Below are 15,025 nucleotides of genomic sequence, written 5' to 3'. Positions count from 1 at the left end.
CCTTATGGTGGCTTTTTTTATGGGCGCAATATGGCTACAGCAACCCCGATTAAAGGCCGCAAGGGCGGCAGTTCCAGTTCACGAACCCCTACCGAACAGCCTGATGATCTGCAATCTGTAGCGAAGGCCAAAATCCTCGTTGCGCTTGGGGAAGGGGAATTTGCAGGACAATTAACCGGAAAAAATATCTACCTGGACGGCACGGCGCTGGAAAACGCCGATGGCTCCCAAAACTTTAGCGGCGTGACGTGGGAGTTTCGCGCGGGAACTCAGGCACAAAATTACATTCAGGGCATTCCCGGTACCGAAAACGAAATCAACGTTGGAACTGAAGTATCAAGCGCAACAGCCTGGACGCGTACATTTACCAACACCCAACTATCAGCCGTTCGCCTGCGACTGAAATGGCCTTCACTGTTTAAGCAGGAGGACAACGGCGATCTGGTTGGGTATTCCATCAATTATGCAATAGACCTGCAAACTGATGGTGGGACCTGGCAAACCATGCTTAATACCAGCGCAACCGGCAAAACGACGTCTGGTTATGAGCGCAGCCACCGTATTGATTTACCGCAGGCTGGCAGCACCTGGACAATCCGACTGCGTAAGATTACCGCTGACGCAAACAGCGCCAAGATCGGCGACACGATGACGCTGCAAAGCTTCACGGAAGTGATTGATGCCAAGCTGCGCTATCCGAACACCGCGCTGCTGTACATAGAATTCGATTCAAGTCAGTTCAACGGTTCGATTCCACAGATATCCTGTGAACCACGTGGCCGGGTGATCCGCGTGCCTGATAACTATGACCCCGATACGCGGACTTATAGTGGTACATGGCAGGGCGCGTTTAAGTGGGCCTGGACCGATAACCCGGCGTGGATATTTTACGATCTGGTTATTACCGATCGCTTTGGTCTGGGTAATCGCCTGAGTGCAGCCAACATCGATAAATGGACGTTGTACCAGGTATCGCAGTATTGCGATCAGCCGGTACCGGATGGAAAGGGTGGAAGCGGGACAGAGCCACGCTATACCTGTAACGTCTATGTTCAGGACAGGAATGACGCTTACACTGTGCTGCGTGACTTCGCGGCTATATTCCGGGGTATGACGTACTGGGGCGGTGATCAGATTGTTGCGCTTGCCGATATGCCGAGAGATGTGGATTACGCTTACACCCGCGCTAACGTTATCGACGGACGCTTTACCTATTCCAGCAGCACGACAAAAACGCGGTATACCACCGCGCTGGTTTCCTGGTCTGATCCGGGTAACGCTTATGCGGATGCGATGGAGCCAGTATTTGAGCAGCCTCTGGTGGCCCGGTACGGATTTAATCAGCTGGAAATGACAGCCATCGGTTGTACCCGTCAATCAGAAGCGAACCGAAAGGGGCGCTGGGGTATTCTCACCAACAATAAAGATCGTGTTGTTTCGTTTGATGTTGGCCTGGACGGAAACATTCCGCAGCCGGGATACATCATCGCCGTGTCAGACGAGCTTCTGTCCGGCAAAGTTATGGGTGGCCGCATCAGTGCTGTTAACGGTCGCGTGATAAAACTTGACCGCGTAGCTGATGCAGCAGCAGGCGATCGCCTTATTATCAATCTTCCCTCCGGTGCGTCACAGAGCAGGACTATTCAGGCGATTAATGGGGAATCAGTCACAGTCACCACGGCATACAGTGAGACACCACAGGCCGAAGCTGTATGGGTGGTTGAGTCAGATGAACTCTACGCCCAGCAGTATCGAGTTGTCAGCGTCTCCGATAATGATGATGGCACTTTCGCTATTACCGGCGCATGGCATGACCCGGATAAATATGCCCGTATCGATACCGGAGCCATCATTGACCAGCGGCCCGTGAGTGTAATCCCGCCTGGTAACCAGTCGCCGCCGGCTAACATTGTGATCAGCTCGTTTTCAGTGGTGCAGCAGAATATCAGCGTCGAAACCATGCGTGTGAGCTGGGACCAGGCGCAGAACGCTATCGCCTATGAAGCGCAATGGCGCCGCAACGACGGGAACTGGGTTAACGTGCCGCGCAGCTCCACCACGTCATTCGATGTTCCGGGTATTTATGCCGGGCGCTACCTCGTGCGTGTGCGTGCAATTAATGCCGCTGAAATTTCCTCTGGCTGGGGCTACTCCGAAGAGAAAACGCTGACGGGCAAGGTGGTAAATCCACCGAAACCTGTCGGCTTTGCGACAACGCCGATCAACTGGGGGATTCGCCTGAACTGGGGATTCCCGGCTAATACCGGGGACACGCTGAAAACGGAAATTCAGTACACCGCGAACAGTGATTTCTCAAATCCCCTTTTGTTGTCGGATGTGCCTTATCCGTCTGCCGAATACACCCAACTGGGATTAAAAGCGGGACAGGAGTTCTGGTACCGCGCGCAGCTGGTAGACAGAACGGGTAATGAATCAGGCTGGACCGACTGGGTTCGTGGTGAATCTAATGCGAATGCTGACGACTACCTGGGCGATATTGCTGATGACTTCCTGACGTCTGCCGACGGTAACCGCCTGACAAGCGACATTGATACCAACCTGGAAGCCGCATTGCAGAATGCGCTGGCCAACCATGGAACCGTGGAACATCAGTGGGCGCAATATGGCGAAGTGCGCGCGGATATTCTGGTGGTCAAAACGACTATTGCAGATGTTAATAAGGCCATGGCTGAAATGTCCACCCAGGTGCAGGCGCAGATTAAAGATGTAACTGCCTCGCTTGAGGATAAGCTCACTGCCACCGTTGACGCTACAAGTGCTACAGCCATCCATACCCTGAAAGTCGGAGTACGCATCAACGATATTTTTTATGGTGCCGGGATGTCGATTGCGGTGCTGGCGGAAGCGGGTAAGCCGGTAGTCACCCGCGTCGGGTTTAACGCTAACCAGTTCGTCCTGATGAGTGGCAGCGGTGATACGCAATATTCACCTTTTGCTGTAGTGAATGGTCAGGTGTTTATCAGCGATGCGTTTATTCAGGATGGCAGCATAGATAACGCCAAGATTGGGCAGTACATACAGTCGAATGTTTATACACCTGGCTCGGTAGGATGGCATATCAATAAAAATGGAAATAGTGAATTCAATAATGTAACAGTCAGAGGTACTGTATATGCAAGTGATGGAGAGTTTACAGGAAGAGTAAGGGCTAAAAGTTTTATCGGAGATATTATAAATGCAAATGTATTCAACGATATTAAGGAAGAAACAAAACAGAGTAGCGGCTCTGTAGCGTTAACTGGCTCAATATCCCGGAACTACTATTTCACAGATAGCGCAACTGACTCGCTATCAAAAACGGTTATATTTGATATTATCCTGCTATCAGGCATGGTGTCGGGTAGTGGTTCATATATTGATGTAACTATAAATATTAATGGCACAAAAAAGACAACCCGCAGAAGTGATGGCGGTACTGTACCAGTAAGGTTTTCAGTAAAAGGAGTTACAACTCCGAATGTAACCGTTGAATTAACATTAACATATTATATTCCTGCAGGGGCAATCAGAACCATTACATACGGTGTCTCTTCCCCAATGATTAGCATTGTCAGAGGAAGTGGTAGTTTTAGAGAGTAAATTTTCGAAATCATTAAACCTCGCTTCGGCGGGGTTTTTTTATGCACGTTCAGGAGATTCTATGTCCGCAGGAACAATTACACTCACCAATAAATCTGCCGTTGTAAGCGGTAACGGTACGTCATTCACCACAGAACTGGCGGCCGGAGATTTTATTGTTGTCACTGTCGGCGGCGTTCCCTATACGCTCCCGGTTAAATCAGTGGAAAGCGGTACCGCGTTGACGCTGGTAAGCAATTTCACCGGGCCAACACAATCTGGCGCGGCCTGGTCAGCTGTTCCCCGTGTGGCGCTGAATATGGTCACCGCGGCACTGGTGGCACAAAGCGCTGAAGCCCTGCGCGGACTGAACTACGACAAACAGAACTGGCAGCAGGTATTCAGTGGCACGGGAAACATCACGGTAAAACTGCCGGATGGAACTTCTTACACTGGGCCCGCCTGGGGTGGAATAGCAACAACACTTAACGGGAAAGCTGGTGCAGGCGCTAACAGTGATATCACCAGTCTGACTGGCTTAACCACCGCACTCAGCGTGGACCAGGGGGGGACAGGAGGTAAGACAGCACCTGATGCCAGAAAAGGAATTGGATTAGGCAAAGATGATGGTGTTGTTTTTGCAAATATAAACGCCACAACTACCGCGTTGAGCTGGGGCGAAACACAGAATCCAAATCCGCCATCTGCCTATACCTGCGCCCCTAAAGTAAATAGATATGATACTGTGCTTATAGGATATGAGATAAATAATAGCAGGCCAGATGGTTACCCCACCACCACGTATCTCGCTCAATTTATCCCGGCATTAGGGACTATTGGCTTTGGAGAGAATGTTGTTGGTATCACTGCCGATAATGGTAATTATATGAGGATGCATACCAATATTCTTGGAGATATATACGGGATGTGGGCATCCCCTTTAACCAGTAGCGGAGGTTCATTTAATTATTCTAAAAATGCGACGTCTGATGCAAGGGTAAAGACTATACACGGCAAGTATGATATTGAAAAATCGTTAGAAAATATTGATGAAATGGAATTCCATGAGTTTACCTATAATACTATGAAGCCTGATGTAATGCGACATGGCTTAATAGCACAGGATTTAGAGTTAATAGATCCTGAGTATGTACATACCCGTTCTGTCGGGGACTCTCCGGAATTCAAAACGCTGGACGGTAATGTACTTCTGGTTGATGCTCTTGCTGCCATCCAGGCTTTAAGCAGAAGGATAAAGGCGCTGGAAAGATAAGTGCCGTCGGTACAATATCGTACTAATTGTCAAATGATACTGATATCTACAATGCGTTTAAATCATTATGTTATCCCGCCTTTTGATCTTACTTGCAGGCTGGCGGGATAGCCATAATGAATTTATTCTGATACTGAAAAATCTTTAATCGGTAACCAGCCACATATCAGACTCTTCAAACATTTCCTGAACAGTACGGCTTATCTGTTCCTTCTCATGCTTGCTGGCGTCAGTGTTGATTGCTGGCAGTGTCATCATCGGTTTTACCCGAACATCAGCATCGGGGAAGATCCGGTGAACCCTCTTGGTTAACTCGCCCAGAATGATATCTTTTGCACCGGGCAGACCATCAAAATTCCTTTTGTCATAAACGAGTTCCACGAACATTGCTCATTGCTCCTTTACTGGATGGATATACAGTATTTATACTGTGTTTTTATCCGGTATTCAAGAGAGGGCGTAAACATGGGCTTTCCTTCACCTGCGGCAGATTATGTTGAAACACGAATATCCCTCGATCAGCAGCTAATCAGCCAGCCAGCAGCGACTTATTTTATGCGGGCATCGCGTTCACATTTCAGGGAAGGGATAATCCAGGGGGCGCTGCTTGTTGTTGATGCGTCACTATCTCCCTGTGATGGCTCGCTGCTGATATGTGCGATAGACGGGGAATTCAGGATCAAGCGATATCGGACTCATCCTCAGCCCCACCTGGTTAATCTGGAGAACGGGAGAAGGGAGGCGCTGCCAGCAGATGATGACGGTTACAGTTCTGCACCCGCTATATTCGGGGTGATCACGTACATCATTAATGATGCCAGGAATGCGGAGTTTGATGATTGCCCAGTTATGTAATGAAACAAAAGCCCGTTTATACGGGCTTTTGTTTAGTCATTTTTTCTGGACTTTTGCAATTGTTCAAGCCTTACATGAAGTGATTTAGGGAATAGCTCTGTGTAAACTTGCCACAGTACATTCAGCGACCTGTGGCCAGTAACTTGGGCCACTTCCTCTATACTGAATCCAGCTTCAAAAAGTCTGCTTGCGCCTTCCCTTCTAAGGTCATGATATCTTAGATCCTCAATTCCAAGAACACTTCTTACCCTTTGGAATCCTGCCGTTACGGAACTGCTTATATAAGGGAATATTAGCTCTGACTTACGCGGCTGGCGCTGGACAATATCCCAGGCTTCTCCGAGTAAAGCTACATTCATGTGGTTCCCTTCTTTTTTACGTGGATCCTTCCTGTCTCTCACCAGCACTGATTTTTGTTTTTCATCGATATCATCCCATCGCAGACGACAAACCTCGCCAATGCGCATGCACGATAAAACCGAAAACATCAGAATATCGACGAATGGGATTTTTGATCCCCGCCTTTGTGAACGTTGCTTCAGGCCTTCGATCAGCATGTCTAATTCTTCAGATGCTGGTCGACGACTACGGCGATTTGATTTTCCAATTAGCCCCAATTTGAGGAGGTGAGGGCGTGCCTCTTTTGCCGGATTGCTAGTATAGTTGATGCCATACACTGGCTTTGCACAATCAAGCACGCTTCCAAGATAGCTGACGTCGTGGCTTACGGTCGCTGGCCCGGCGCCTGCATTATTTCGCAATCGACAGTGCTCTATGACGTCATTTGCGGTTAAAGACAGCAGGGGGATAGCTGCAATGTCGCAGTCAACTAGCATATTAAGAACATAGCTTTTTGTCCGCCCCGCTTTGCCACCAGCGTTTGGATCATTGATGTATTTTTGCAACAAATCACGGACTGTTATTCCGGTTGCATCATCAGATGATGGGAGACCATAAAGATCCAGTTCCATAACCCTCTGGGATCCCCATGTTTTAGCATGCGCCTGTTTTGGGAAGGTTTTACTTTCTCTGAATGTGATAACGCCTTTTTCCTTAATTAGCACAGTACAGCGGTAGCGTGGAGTGCCATCAGATTTTAGTCGTTTCTCTATGTTATAGTATGCCATTACTCTGTCTCGTCATTTCAGGTTCCCATACGTATGGGGTCCTGAGTGGGAACCTGATAAGAGAAAAATATACTTAAATGTCAAAAAATGCACGGTAATCTTGAAATGATAAAAACCAGCCAAACCAGCACAATGCCTGAAAATACTGACAATCACTGGAATGGTCGGTTTAGTGTTGCTCCTATGCTCGACTGGACGGACAGACACTGCCGCTACTTTTTGCGCTTACTGTCCAGCCAGACGTTGCTCTATACGGAGATGGTAACCACCGGCGCGATCATTCATGGTAAAGGCGATTATCTGGCGTATAGCGAAGAAGAGCATCCGGTCGCATTGCAACTGGGCGGGAGCGATCCGGCGGCGCTGGCGCAGTGCGCAAAGCTCGCTGAACAGCGGGGTTATGACGAAATCAATCTCAACGTGGGTTGTCCTTCCGACCGCGTGCAGAATGGCATGTTTGGCGCTTGCCTGATGGGGAATGCGCAACTGGTCGCCGATTGCGTCAAAGCAATGCGCGACGTGGTGTCGATTCCGGTAACGGTGAAAACGCGTATCGGCATTGATGACCAGGACAGTTACGAATTCCTCTGCGATTTCATTAACACGGTATCTGGCAACGGCGAATGTGAGATGTTTATCATTCACGCCCGCAAGGCCTGGCTGTCCGGGTTAAGCCCGAAAGAAAACCGCGAAATTCCACCGCTGGATTATGACCGTGTTTATCAGCTAAAGCGTGATTTCCCGCATCTGACGATGTCGATCAACGGCGGCATTAAATCGTTGGAAGAAGCGAAAATTCATCTGCAACATATGGATGGCGTGATGGTGGGGCGCGAAGCTTATCAAAACCCAGGAATTCTGGCGTCCGTTGACCGCGAGATTTTTGCAGCTACCAGCGAAGATACCGATCCGGTTACCGTGGTGCGCGCCATGTACCCGTACATTGAGCGTGAACTGAGTAAGGGAACCTATTTGGGACATGTGACGCGCCATATGTTGGGTCTGTTTCAGGGGATCCCTGGGGCTCGTCAGTGGCGTCGCTATCTGAGCGAAAATGCGCATAAAGCCGGGGCAGATATTAACGTACTAGAGCACGCGCTGAAACTAGTGGCAGACAAGCGTTAAGTTTTCACCAAAAGTTAGTTAATTTCACCACGCCCTGCGCTTTGTCGTGGGGCGTTTTCTTTATAAATCAATGCATTATTTTTGGCATGTTTCTTGTAAAGCAATGGAGAGAATTTCATTTCGGGAGAGAGCCATGCTGGAACTACTTTTTGTGATTGGATTTTTTATCATGCTGATGGTCACCGGCGTATCTTTGCTGGGCGTTCTGGCCGCATTGGTCGTAGCCACCGCAGTGATGTTTCTGGGCGGACTATTTGCCTTGATGATTAAACTGTTGCCCTGGCTGCTACTGGCTGTTGCCGTGGTGTGGGTTATCAAGGCGATAAAAGCGCCAAAAGTCCCACAGTATCAGCGCAATAACCGTCGATTTTACTAAGGTATTGAGCGGTGCGTCACAACCTGCAACATTGCCTTTAGAACCAAATAGGAATTGATTATCAAATCTGTCACTATTGCCAGGTTAACGAATTCATCGAGCTGTACCCTACATACAGCCGAACTAAAAAAAGAAAGGGCTTCCCACGGGAAGCCCTAATTCTTTACTTCCCCCGTCATAATTCAAACCGCAGGTGTGTTGGCTGCTTTCATTCACCCCAGTCACTTACTCCAGTAAGCTCCTGGGGATTCACTCAATTGCCGCCTTCCTGCAATTTGAATTATTTAGGGGAAGTCGAAGCATTATGGGATTAGCAAACTCGATCCCTGCGTTGCCCGGCTTTCCAGTACTTCATGAGCACGCTGTGCATCGTGCAGTGCGAACGTTTGACCAGGCGCGACATCCACTTTGATTACTCCGCTGGCAATTAGCGAGAATAGCTCATTGCTGGCTTCGGTTAATTCGCGGTGATTGGTGATATACCCCTGGAGTGAAGGACGGGTCACGTACAGCGAACCTTTCTGGTTCAGAATACCTAAATTCACGCCAGTCACCGGCCCGGAAGCATTACCAAAGCTGACCATTAGTCCCCGGCGCTGTAAACAATCCAGCGAGGCTTCCCAGGTATCTTTCCCCACTGAGTCATACACCACTCGTACTTTTTTTCCGCCGGTTATCTCTTTCACTCGCTCAACTATGCTTTCTTCACGATAGTTAATGACCTGCCATGCGCCGGCCTGCAGCGCAATTTGCGCTTTTTGCGCACTGCCGACGGTACCAATCAGCTTCGCACCCAATGCTTTTGCCCACTGGCAGGCAATCATCCCGACGCCGCCCGCAGCCGCATGGAACAAAAACGTCTCATCAGGCTGAATTTCATAGGTTTTACGCAGCAGATAAAAAACGGTCAACCCTTTCAGGAATGAGGCTGCGGCTTGTTCAAATGAGATAGCGTTGGGTAGGATGGCGGCTTTATCGGCCGGAACGTTATGCACTGAGCTGTAGGCGCCAAGGGCAGACTGGGCATACACCACGCGATCGCCAGCTTTAATGTGTGTCACTTTGCTGCCGACTTTGCTGACTACGCCGGCAGCTTCGGTACCCAGGCCGCTGGGCAGAGATGGCGGCGGATAAAGACCACTGCGGATGTAGGTGTCGATATAGTTGATCCCAATAGCTTTGTTCTCGACCTGGATTTCATTTTCCGCCGGGTCTACGGGTGTAAACTCCACCGCCTTGAGTACATCAGGGCCACCATGCTTGTGAAATTCAATACGTGTTGCCATGCTTCCTCCAAAAGAAATGTGGTAATCTTTCGACCCAATCATTATCTCGGTAACTCCATTCACTATGGCAGGAAATAAACCCTTCAACAAACAACAGACTGATGCTCGTGAGCGCGATCCCCAGGTCGCCGGGCTGAAAGTACCGCCGCACTCGATTGAAGCGGAACAGTCGGTGTTGGGCGGTTTAATGCTGGATAACGAACGCTGGGACGATGTCGCCGAGCGTGTGGTGGCGGAAGATTTTTATACCCGGCCGCACCGGCATATCTTCACGGAAATGCATCGCCTGCAGGAGATGGGGAAACCCATCGATCTGATCACGCTGGCAGAGTCGCTGGAGGTTCAGGGACAACTGGACAGCGTCGGCGGTTTTGCTTACCTGGCTGAGTTATCTAAAAATACGCCAAGTGCAGCGAATATTAGCGCTTATGCGGATATCGTCCGCGAACGTGCCGTTGTTCGTGACATGATTTCGGTTGCGAACGAAATCGCGGAAGCCGGGTTTGATCCGCAAGGCCGTTCCAGTGAAGATCTGTTGGATCTTGCTGAATCCCGTGTCTTTAAAATCGCGGAAAGCCGCGCAAATAAAGACGAAGGGCCGAAAAATATTACTGATGTGCTCGACGCCACCGTCGCGCGTATCGAGCAGTTGTTCCAGCAGCCGCACGACGGTGTCACCGGGGTGAACACCGGTTATGACGACCTCAATAAAAAGACGGCTGGTTTGCAGCCGTCAGACTTAATTATCGTTGCCGCGCGTCCGTCGATGGGTAAAACGACATTTGCGATGAACCTCGTCGAAAATGCAGCGATGTTGCAGGATAAGCCGGTTCTTATCTTTAGTCTTGAAATGCCCTCGGAACAGATCATGATGCGTACCCTGGCCTCGCTCTCACGCGTAGACCAAACCAAAATCCGTACCGGTCAACTGGATGATGAAGACTGGGCACGAATTTCCGGAACAATGGGTATTTTGCTGGAGAAACGAAACATCTATATTGATGACTCCTCCGGCCTGACGCCAACGGAAGTGCGCTCGCGTGCCCGTCGTATCGCCCGTGAACATGGCGGTATCGGACTTATCATGATCGACTACCTGCAGCTGATGCGCGTGCCGTCGCTCTCCGACAACCGTACGCTGGAAATTGCAGAAATCTCCCGCTCGCTGAAAGCGTTAGCGAAAGAATTGCATGTGCCGGTGGTGGCGCTGTCGCAGCTTAACCGCTCTCTGGAACAACGCGCCGACAAGCGTCCGGTTAACTCGGATCTGCGTGAATCCGGCTCCATCGAACAGGATGCCGACTTAATCATGTTTATCTATCGTGATGAGGTTTATCACGAAAACAGTGACTTAAAAGGCATCGCCGAAATTATTATTGGTAAGCAGCGTAACGGTCCGATCGGTACGGTGCGCCTGACGTTTAACGGACAGTGGTCCCGCTTCGACAACTATGCCGGTCCTCAATATGATGATGAGTAATTTCTAAGGAATACAAATGCAAGCGGCAACTGTAGTCATTAACCGCCGCGCTCTGCGACACAACCTGCAACGTCTGCGTGAACTGGCTCCTGCCAGTAAACTGGTTGCGGTCGTGAAAGCGAACGCCTACGGCCATGGTCTGTTAGAGACCGCGCGAACGCTCCCCGATGCGGACGCTTTTGGTGTCGCTCGTCTTGAAGAAGCCCTGCGGTTGCGAGCGGGAGGGATCACGCAGCCCATCCTGCTGCTGGAGGGATTTTTTGATGCCTCCGATCTGCCGACTATTTCCGCGCAGCGTCTGCATACAGCCGTCCATAACCAGGAGCAGCTCGAAGCCCTGGAAGCCGCTAATCTGGTTGAACCCGTTACCGTCTGGATGAAGCTCGACACCGGTATGCACCGCCTGGGCGTACGCCCTGAGCAGGCCGAGGCGTTTTATCAGCGCCTAACTCAATGTGAAAATGTGCGCCAGCCGGTCAATATCGTCAGCCATTTTGCGCGCGCAGACGAACCTGAATGCGGCGCGACCGAAAAACAGCTCGATATCTTCAACAGCTTTTGCGAGGGCAAACCTGGGCAGCGTTCGATTGCCGCATCGGGCGGTATTCTGCTGTGGCCACAGTCTCACTTCGACTGGGCGCGTCCGGGACTGATTCTGTATGGTGTGTCGCCACTGGAAAACCACTCTATCGGCGCCGATTTTGGCTGTCAGCCGGTGATGTCGTTGACCTCCAGCCTGATTGCGGTGCGTGAGCACAAAGCGGGCGAGCCGGTTGGTTATGGTGGTACCTGGTTGAGCGAGCGCGACACGCGTCTGGGTGTGGTGGCAATGGGCTATGGTGATGGTTATCCGCGCGCGGCGCCGTCTGGGACGCCGGTACTGGTCAATGGCCGTGAAGTGCCGATCGTCGGTCGCGTTGCGATGGATATGATCTGCGTCGATTTAGGCCCCGAAGCGCAGGATAAAGCCGGCGATTCGGTGATTCTGTGGGGGGAGGGACTGCCCGTTGAACGCATTGCTGAAATGACGAAAGTAAGTGCTTACGAACTTATTACGCGCCTGACCTCAAGGGTGGCGATGAAGTATATCGATTAGCAGAATGATGTGCTGGACAGGCGGTTACGCCGCCTTCCGGCAATATTACCCTCAACATCCTCTCGATCTTCTCCCGCTTCCGGTTTATTGTGTTCTTAACCCTTGCCTGTAAACCTGGAGAACCACACGTGTTTCAGAAAGTTGACGCCTACGCCGGCGACCCGATTTTATCGCTCATGGAGCGCTTCAAAGAAGATTCACGTAGCGACAAAGTGAACCTCAGCATCGGCCTGTATTACAACGAAGACGGAATTATTCCTCAGCTTAAAGCGGTGGCGGAAGCGGAAGCTCGACTTAATGCCAAACCGCATGGTGCTTCGCTGTATCTGCCGATGGAAGGTCTGAACACGTATCGTCATACTATTGCGCCGCTGCTGTTTGGCGCAGATCATCCGGTTCTCCAGCAGCAGCGCGTCGCAACTATTCAGACGCTGGGCGGCTCCGGTGCGTTAAAGGTTGGCGCAGACTTCCTGAAACGCTATTTCCCTGATTCTGGCGTATGGGTCAGCGATCCGACCTGGGAAAACCATATCGCGATTTTTGAGGGGGCTGGATTCGAAGTAAGCACTTACCCATGGTATGACGACACGACTAACGGCGTGCGTTTCAACGACCTGCTGGCAACGCTGAATACTTTACCGGCGCGCAGCATCGTGCTGCTGCATCCGTGCTGCCATAACCCGACGGGCGCGGATTTAACTCCTGCGCAGTGGGATAGCGTTATTGAGATCCTGAAAGCACGCGATTTGATTCCGTTCCTGGACATTGCTTACCAGGGCTTCGGTGGTGGAATAGAAGACGACGCCTATGCGATTCGCGCCATTGCCAGCGCCGGATTGCCCGCTCTGGTCAGTAACTCATTCTCGAAGATTTTCTCCTTGTACGGCGAGCGTGTCGGCGGACTGTCTGTAGTATGTGAAGATGCTGATACCGCCAGCCGCGTTCTGGGGCAGCTAAAAGCGACGGTGCGTCGTAACTACTCCAGCCCGCCAAACTTTGGTGCGCAGGTAGTTGCCGCGGTACTGGGTGATGACGCGCTGAAAGCCAGCTGGCTGGCGGAAGTCGAAGAGATGCGTACCCGCATTCTGGCGATGCGTCAGGAGCTGGTTAACGTATTGAATGCAGAGATCCCGGGCCGTAACTTTGACTACCTGCTGCAACAGCGCGGTATGTTCAGCTATACCGGGCTTAGCGCAGCCCAGGTTGATCGCCTGCGCGATGAGTTCGGTGTGTACCTGATCGCCAGCGGTCGCATGTGCGTAGCTGGGTTGAATCACGGTAACGTGCAGCGCGTGGCAAAGGCATTTGCCGCCGTTATGTAACCGGCTTTGTATGTTGCCGGATGGCGGCGTAAATGCCTTATCCGGCCTACAAAGTTATATGGATTTTCGTTTGTAGGTCTGATAAGCGTCGTGCCATCAGGCACGCTTTCCTGTGTGATCGTGCTCCTTTTCCAGGGCAAAACCAGAGAAAATCCTTCCTTTCCCTCCCCCTAAGGGGTAAGGTCAGATAGTTTTTTGACCAGTTGTTAATAAAAAAATGATAACTAACTGACTACTTAGGGAAAAATATGCGCAAGTTTACGTTGGCACTGAGTGCCGTTTGTTTATTGTTCACGCTAAATCAGCCAGCCCAGGCACTCGTTTCTTCTCCCTCTCAGCTCAATCCAGGCACCAATGTTGCAAAGCTCGCTGAGCAGGCTCCCATTCACTGGGTCTCCGTGGCACAAATTGAAAACAGCCTGACCGGACGTCCGCCGATGGCGGTCGGGTTTGATATTGATGACACAGTCCTCTTTTCCAGCCCAGGCTTCTGGCGCGGTAAAAAAACGTATTCTCCGGATAGTGAGGATTACCTGAAGAATCCGGCCTTCTGGGAAAAAATGAATAACGGCTGGGACGAGTTCAGTATTCCAAAAGAAGTCGCGCGCCAGCTAATTGATATGCACGTGCGTCGTGGTGACAGCATCTTTTTCGTGACCGGGCGTAGCCAGACGAAGACTGAAACGGTGTCGAAAACGTTGTCTGATAACTTTCACATCCCGGCTGGCAATATGAATTCGGTCATTTTTGCCGGCGATAAGCCGGGCCAGAACACCAAAACGCAGTGGTTGCAGGATAAAAATATCCGCATGTTTTACGGTGACACCGATAATGACATCACTGCCGCTCGCGACGTGGGTATTCGTGGTATTCGCATTTTGCGCGCCTCTAACTCCACTTATAAGCCGCTGCCACAGGCCGGTGCGTTTGGTGAAGAGGTGATCGTCAACTCGGAATATTGAGGACACTGGCTGCGGATTGCTGTTTTTTTAAACAAATTTACATTGCTGGCTTTTACCTTTTGCGGACTTGCTGCACACTGAATAAATGATGTTCTCATTAGGCAATATGCTGGTAAGGGGAATAACGATGACTAATTCGGAGTTGCTGCAATACTGCATGGCAAAAATGGGCGCGGAGCAGAGTGTTCACAGTGACTGGAAGGCCACGCAAATCAAAGTCGAAGATGTGCTTTTTGCCATGGTAAAAGAGGTGGAAGAACGCCCGGCGGTGTCTCTGAAAACCAGCCCAGAACTGGCAGAGTTGTTGCGCCAGCAGCATAGCGATGTTCGGCCAAGCAGGCATCTCAATAAGGCGCACTGGAGTACGGTGTATCTGGACGGCTCGCTGCCGGATTCACAGATTTATTATCTGGTCGACGCTTCTTATCAGCAGGCTGTGAACACGCTGCCTGCTGATAAACGGCGGATACTGACGCAGCCCTGAACGGTCTTGTTAAGCGTAGCGCCATCAGGCACAACCGTTGCCTGATGCTGCGCAAGCGCC

The 15,025-nt window shown here is 50.7% G+C and carries 13 protein-coding genes; 10 read left to right on the top strand and 3 right to left on the bottom strand.

All coding sequences use genetic code 11. The features are described 5' to 3' along the window. Positions 1-30: 30 nt before the first annotated feature. Together OGV85_RS07025 and OGV85_RS07020 are read left to right on the top strand one after the other, a co-directional pair. Complete coding sequence (locus tag OGV85_RS07025) at positions 31-3,600, top strand: TipJ family phage tail tip protein (protein ID WP_286553342.1); 3,570 nt, start codon at positions 31-33, stop codon at positions 3,598-3,600. Positions 3,601-3,661: 61 nt separating this feature from the next. Further along, positions 3,662-4,852: a tail fiber domain-containing protein gene (locus tag OGV85_RS07020; protein ID WP_286553341.1), complete on the top strand. Its 1,191-nt coding sequence runs from the start codon at positions 3,662-3,664 to the stop codon at positions 4,850-4,852. Between the two features lie 144 nt (positions 4,853-4,996). On the opposite strand, the gene OGV85_RS07015 is transcribed toward OGV85_RS07020, so the two are convergent. Then, entirely contained in the window at positions 4,997-5,239 is a 243-nt protein-coding gene (locus OGV85_RS07015) for a DinI family protein (RefSeq protein ID WP_286553340.1), read from the bottom strand. Between the two features lie 78 nt (positions 5,240-5,317). On the opposite strand from OGV85_RS07015, the gene OGV85_RS07010 reads away from it, so the two are divergent. Next, on the top strand, positions 5,318-5,707 hold the full coding sequence (locus OGV85_RS07010) for a HumD family translesion DNA polymerase (protein WP_047357985.1): 390 nt from the start codon (positions 5,318-5,320) through the stop codon (positions 5,705-5,707). A 32-nt stretch (positions 5,708-5,739) separates the two neighbouring features. Here the strand turns inward: OGV85_RS07010 and OGV85_RS07005 are convergent, their stop codons facing one another. Continuing rightward, positions 5,740-6,834, bottom strand: coding sequence for a tyrosine-type recombinase/integrase (locus OGV85_RS07005; RefSeq protein WP_131445812.1), 1,095 nt, complete (start codon positions 6,832-6,834; stop codon positions 5,740-5,742). 87 nt (positions 6,835-6,921) lie between these two features. Between OGV85_RS07005 and dusA the strand changes: the two genes are divergently transcribed. Both dusA and pspG read left to right on the top strand, forming a co-directional pair. After that, positions 6,922-7,959 carry a tRNA dihydrouridine(20/20a) synthase DusA gene (dusA, locus tag OGV85_RS07000; RefSeq protein WP_286553337.1) on the top strand — a complete coding sequence of 346 codons (1,038 nt, stop codon included), beginning with the start codon at positions 6,922-6,924 and terminating at the stop codon, positions 7,957-7,959. Positions 7,960-8,092: 133 nt separating this feature from the next. Continuing rightward, positions 8,093-8,335: an envelope stress response protein PspG gene (gene pspG / locus OGV85_RS06995; protein ID WP_003031713.1), complete on the top strand. Its 243-nt coding sequence runs from the start codon at positions 8,093-8,095 to the stop codon at positions 8,333-8,335. A 302-nt stretch (positions 8,336-8,637) separates the two neighbouring features. Here the strand turns inward: pspG and OGV85_RS06990 are convergent, their stop codons facing one another. Continuing rightward, on the bottom strand, positions 8,638-9,621 hold the full coding sequence (locus OGV85_RS06990) for a quinone oxidoreductase (protein WP_032950766.1): 984 nt from the start codon (positions 9,619-9,621) through the stop codon (positions 8,638-8,640). Between the two features lie 64 nt (positions 9,622-9,685). Between OGV85_RS06990 and dnaB the strand changes: the two genes are divergently transcribed. The 5 genes from dnaB to OGV85_RS06965 all read left to right on the top strand — a co-directional run bounded on the left by dnaB (position 9,686) and on the right by OGV85_RS06965 (position 14,965). Next, on the top strand, positions 9,686-11,101 hold the full coding sequence (gene dnaB, locus OGV85_RS06985; protein WP_003031715.1) for a replicative DNA helicase: 1,416 nt from the start codon (positions 9,686-9,688) through the stop codon (positions 11,099-11,101). Between the two features lie 16 nt (positions 11,102-11,117). Further along, positions 11,118-12,197: an alanine racemase gene (gene alr, locus OGV85_RS06980; RefSeq protein WP_003844721.1), complete on the top strand. Its 1,080-nt coding sequence runs from the start codon at positions 11,118-11,120 to the stop codon at positions 12,195-12,197. Between the two features lie 128 nt (positions 12,198-12,325). After that, a complete protein-coding gene (tyrB, locus tag OGV85_RS06975; protein WP_032938184.1) occupies positions 12,326-13,519 on the top strand; it encodes an aromatic amino acid transaminase in 1,194 nt (397 codons plus the stop codon). Positions 13,520-13,767: 248 nt separating this feature from the next. Continuing rightward, complete coding sequence (gene aphA / locus OGV85_RS06970; protein ID WP_286553335.1) at positions 13,768-14,481, top strand: acid phosphatase AphA; 714 nt, start codon at positions 13,768-13,770, stop codon at positions 14,479-14,481. A gap of 127 nt (positions 14,482-14,608) precedes the next feature. Then, complete coding sequence (locus OGV85_RS06965) at positions 14,609-14,965, top strand: MmcQ/YjbR family DNA-binding protein (protein ID WP_003031719.1); 357 nt, start codon at positions 14,609-14,611, stop codon at positions 14,963-14,965. Positions 14,966-15,025 lie beyond the last annotated feature (60 nt).

The sequence above is a fragment of the Citrobacter sp. Cf132 genome (assembly GCF_030333885.1).
Taxonomy (GTDB): Bacteria; Pseudomonadota; Gammaproteobacteria; order Enterobacterales; family Enterobacteriaceae; genus Citrobacter; species Citrobacter freundii.
The sequence above is the reverse complement of the archived record's forward strand: the minus strand, read 5'-3'. Positions and strand labels throughout refer to the sequence as shown.

Bases quoted from the DNA above. Each gene is read 5' to 3' on its own strand.
- OGV85_RS07010 (WP_047357985.1), top strand. From the start codon at position 5,318: ATGGGCTTTCCTTCACCTGCGGCAGATTATGTTGAAACACGAATATCC.
- OGV85_RS07005 (WP_131445812.1), bottom strand. From the start codon at position 6,834: ATGGCATACTATAACATAGAGAAACGACTAAAATCTGATGGCACTCCA.
- OGV85_RS06990 (WP_032950766.1), bottom strand. From the start codon at position 9,621: ATGGCAACACGTATTGAATTTCACAAGCATGGTGGCCCTGATGTACTC.
- dnaB (WP_003031715.1), top strand. From the start codon at position 9,686: ATGGCAGGAAATAAACCCTTCAACAAACAACAGACTGATGCTCGTGAG.
- OGV85_RS07015 (WP_286553340.1), bottom strand. From the start codon at position 5,239: ATGTTCGTGGAACTCGTTTATGACAAAAGGAATTTTGATGGTCTGCCC.
- aphA (WP_286553335.1), top strand. From the start codon at position 13,768: ATGCGCAAGTTTACGTTGGCACTGAGTGCCGTTTGTTTATTGTTCACG.
- OGV85_RS07025 (WP_286553342.1), top strand. From the start codon at position 31: ATGGCTACAGCAACCCCGATTAAAGGCCGCAAGGGCGGCAGTTCCAGT.
- OGV85_RS06965 (WP_003031719.1), top strand. From the start codon at position 14,609: ATGACTAATTCGGAGTTGCTGCAATACTGCATGGCAAAAATGGGCGCG.
- alr (WP_003844721.1), top strand. From the start codon at position 11,118: ATGCAAGCGGCAACTGTAGTCATTAACCGCCGCGCTCTGCGACACAAC.
- OGV85_RS07020 (WP_286553341.1), top strand. From the start codon at position 3,662: ATGTCCGCAGGAACAATTACACTCACCAATAAATCTGCCGTTGTAAGC.
- dusA (WP_286553337.1), top strand. From the start codon at position 6,922: ATGCACGGTAATCTTGAAATGATAAAAACCAGCCAAACCAGCACAATG.
- pspG (WP_003031713.1), top strand. From the start codon at position 8,093: ATGCTGGAACTACTTTTTGTGATTGGATTTTTTATCATGCTGATGGTC.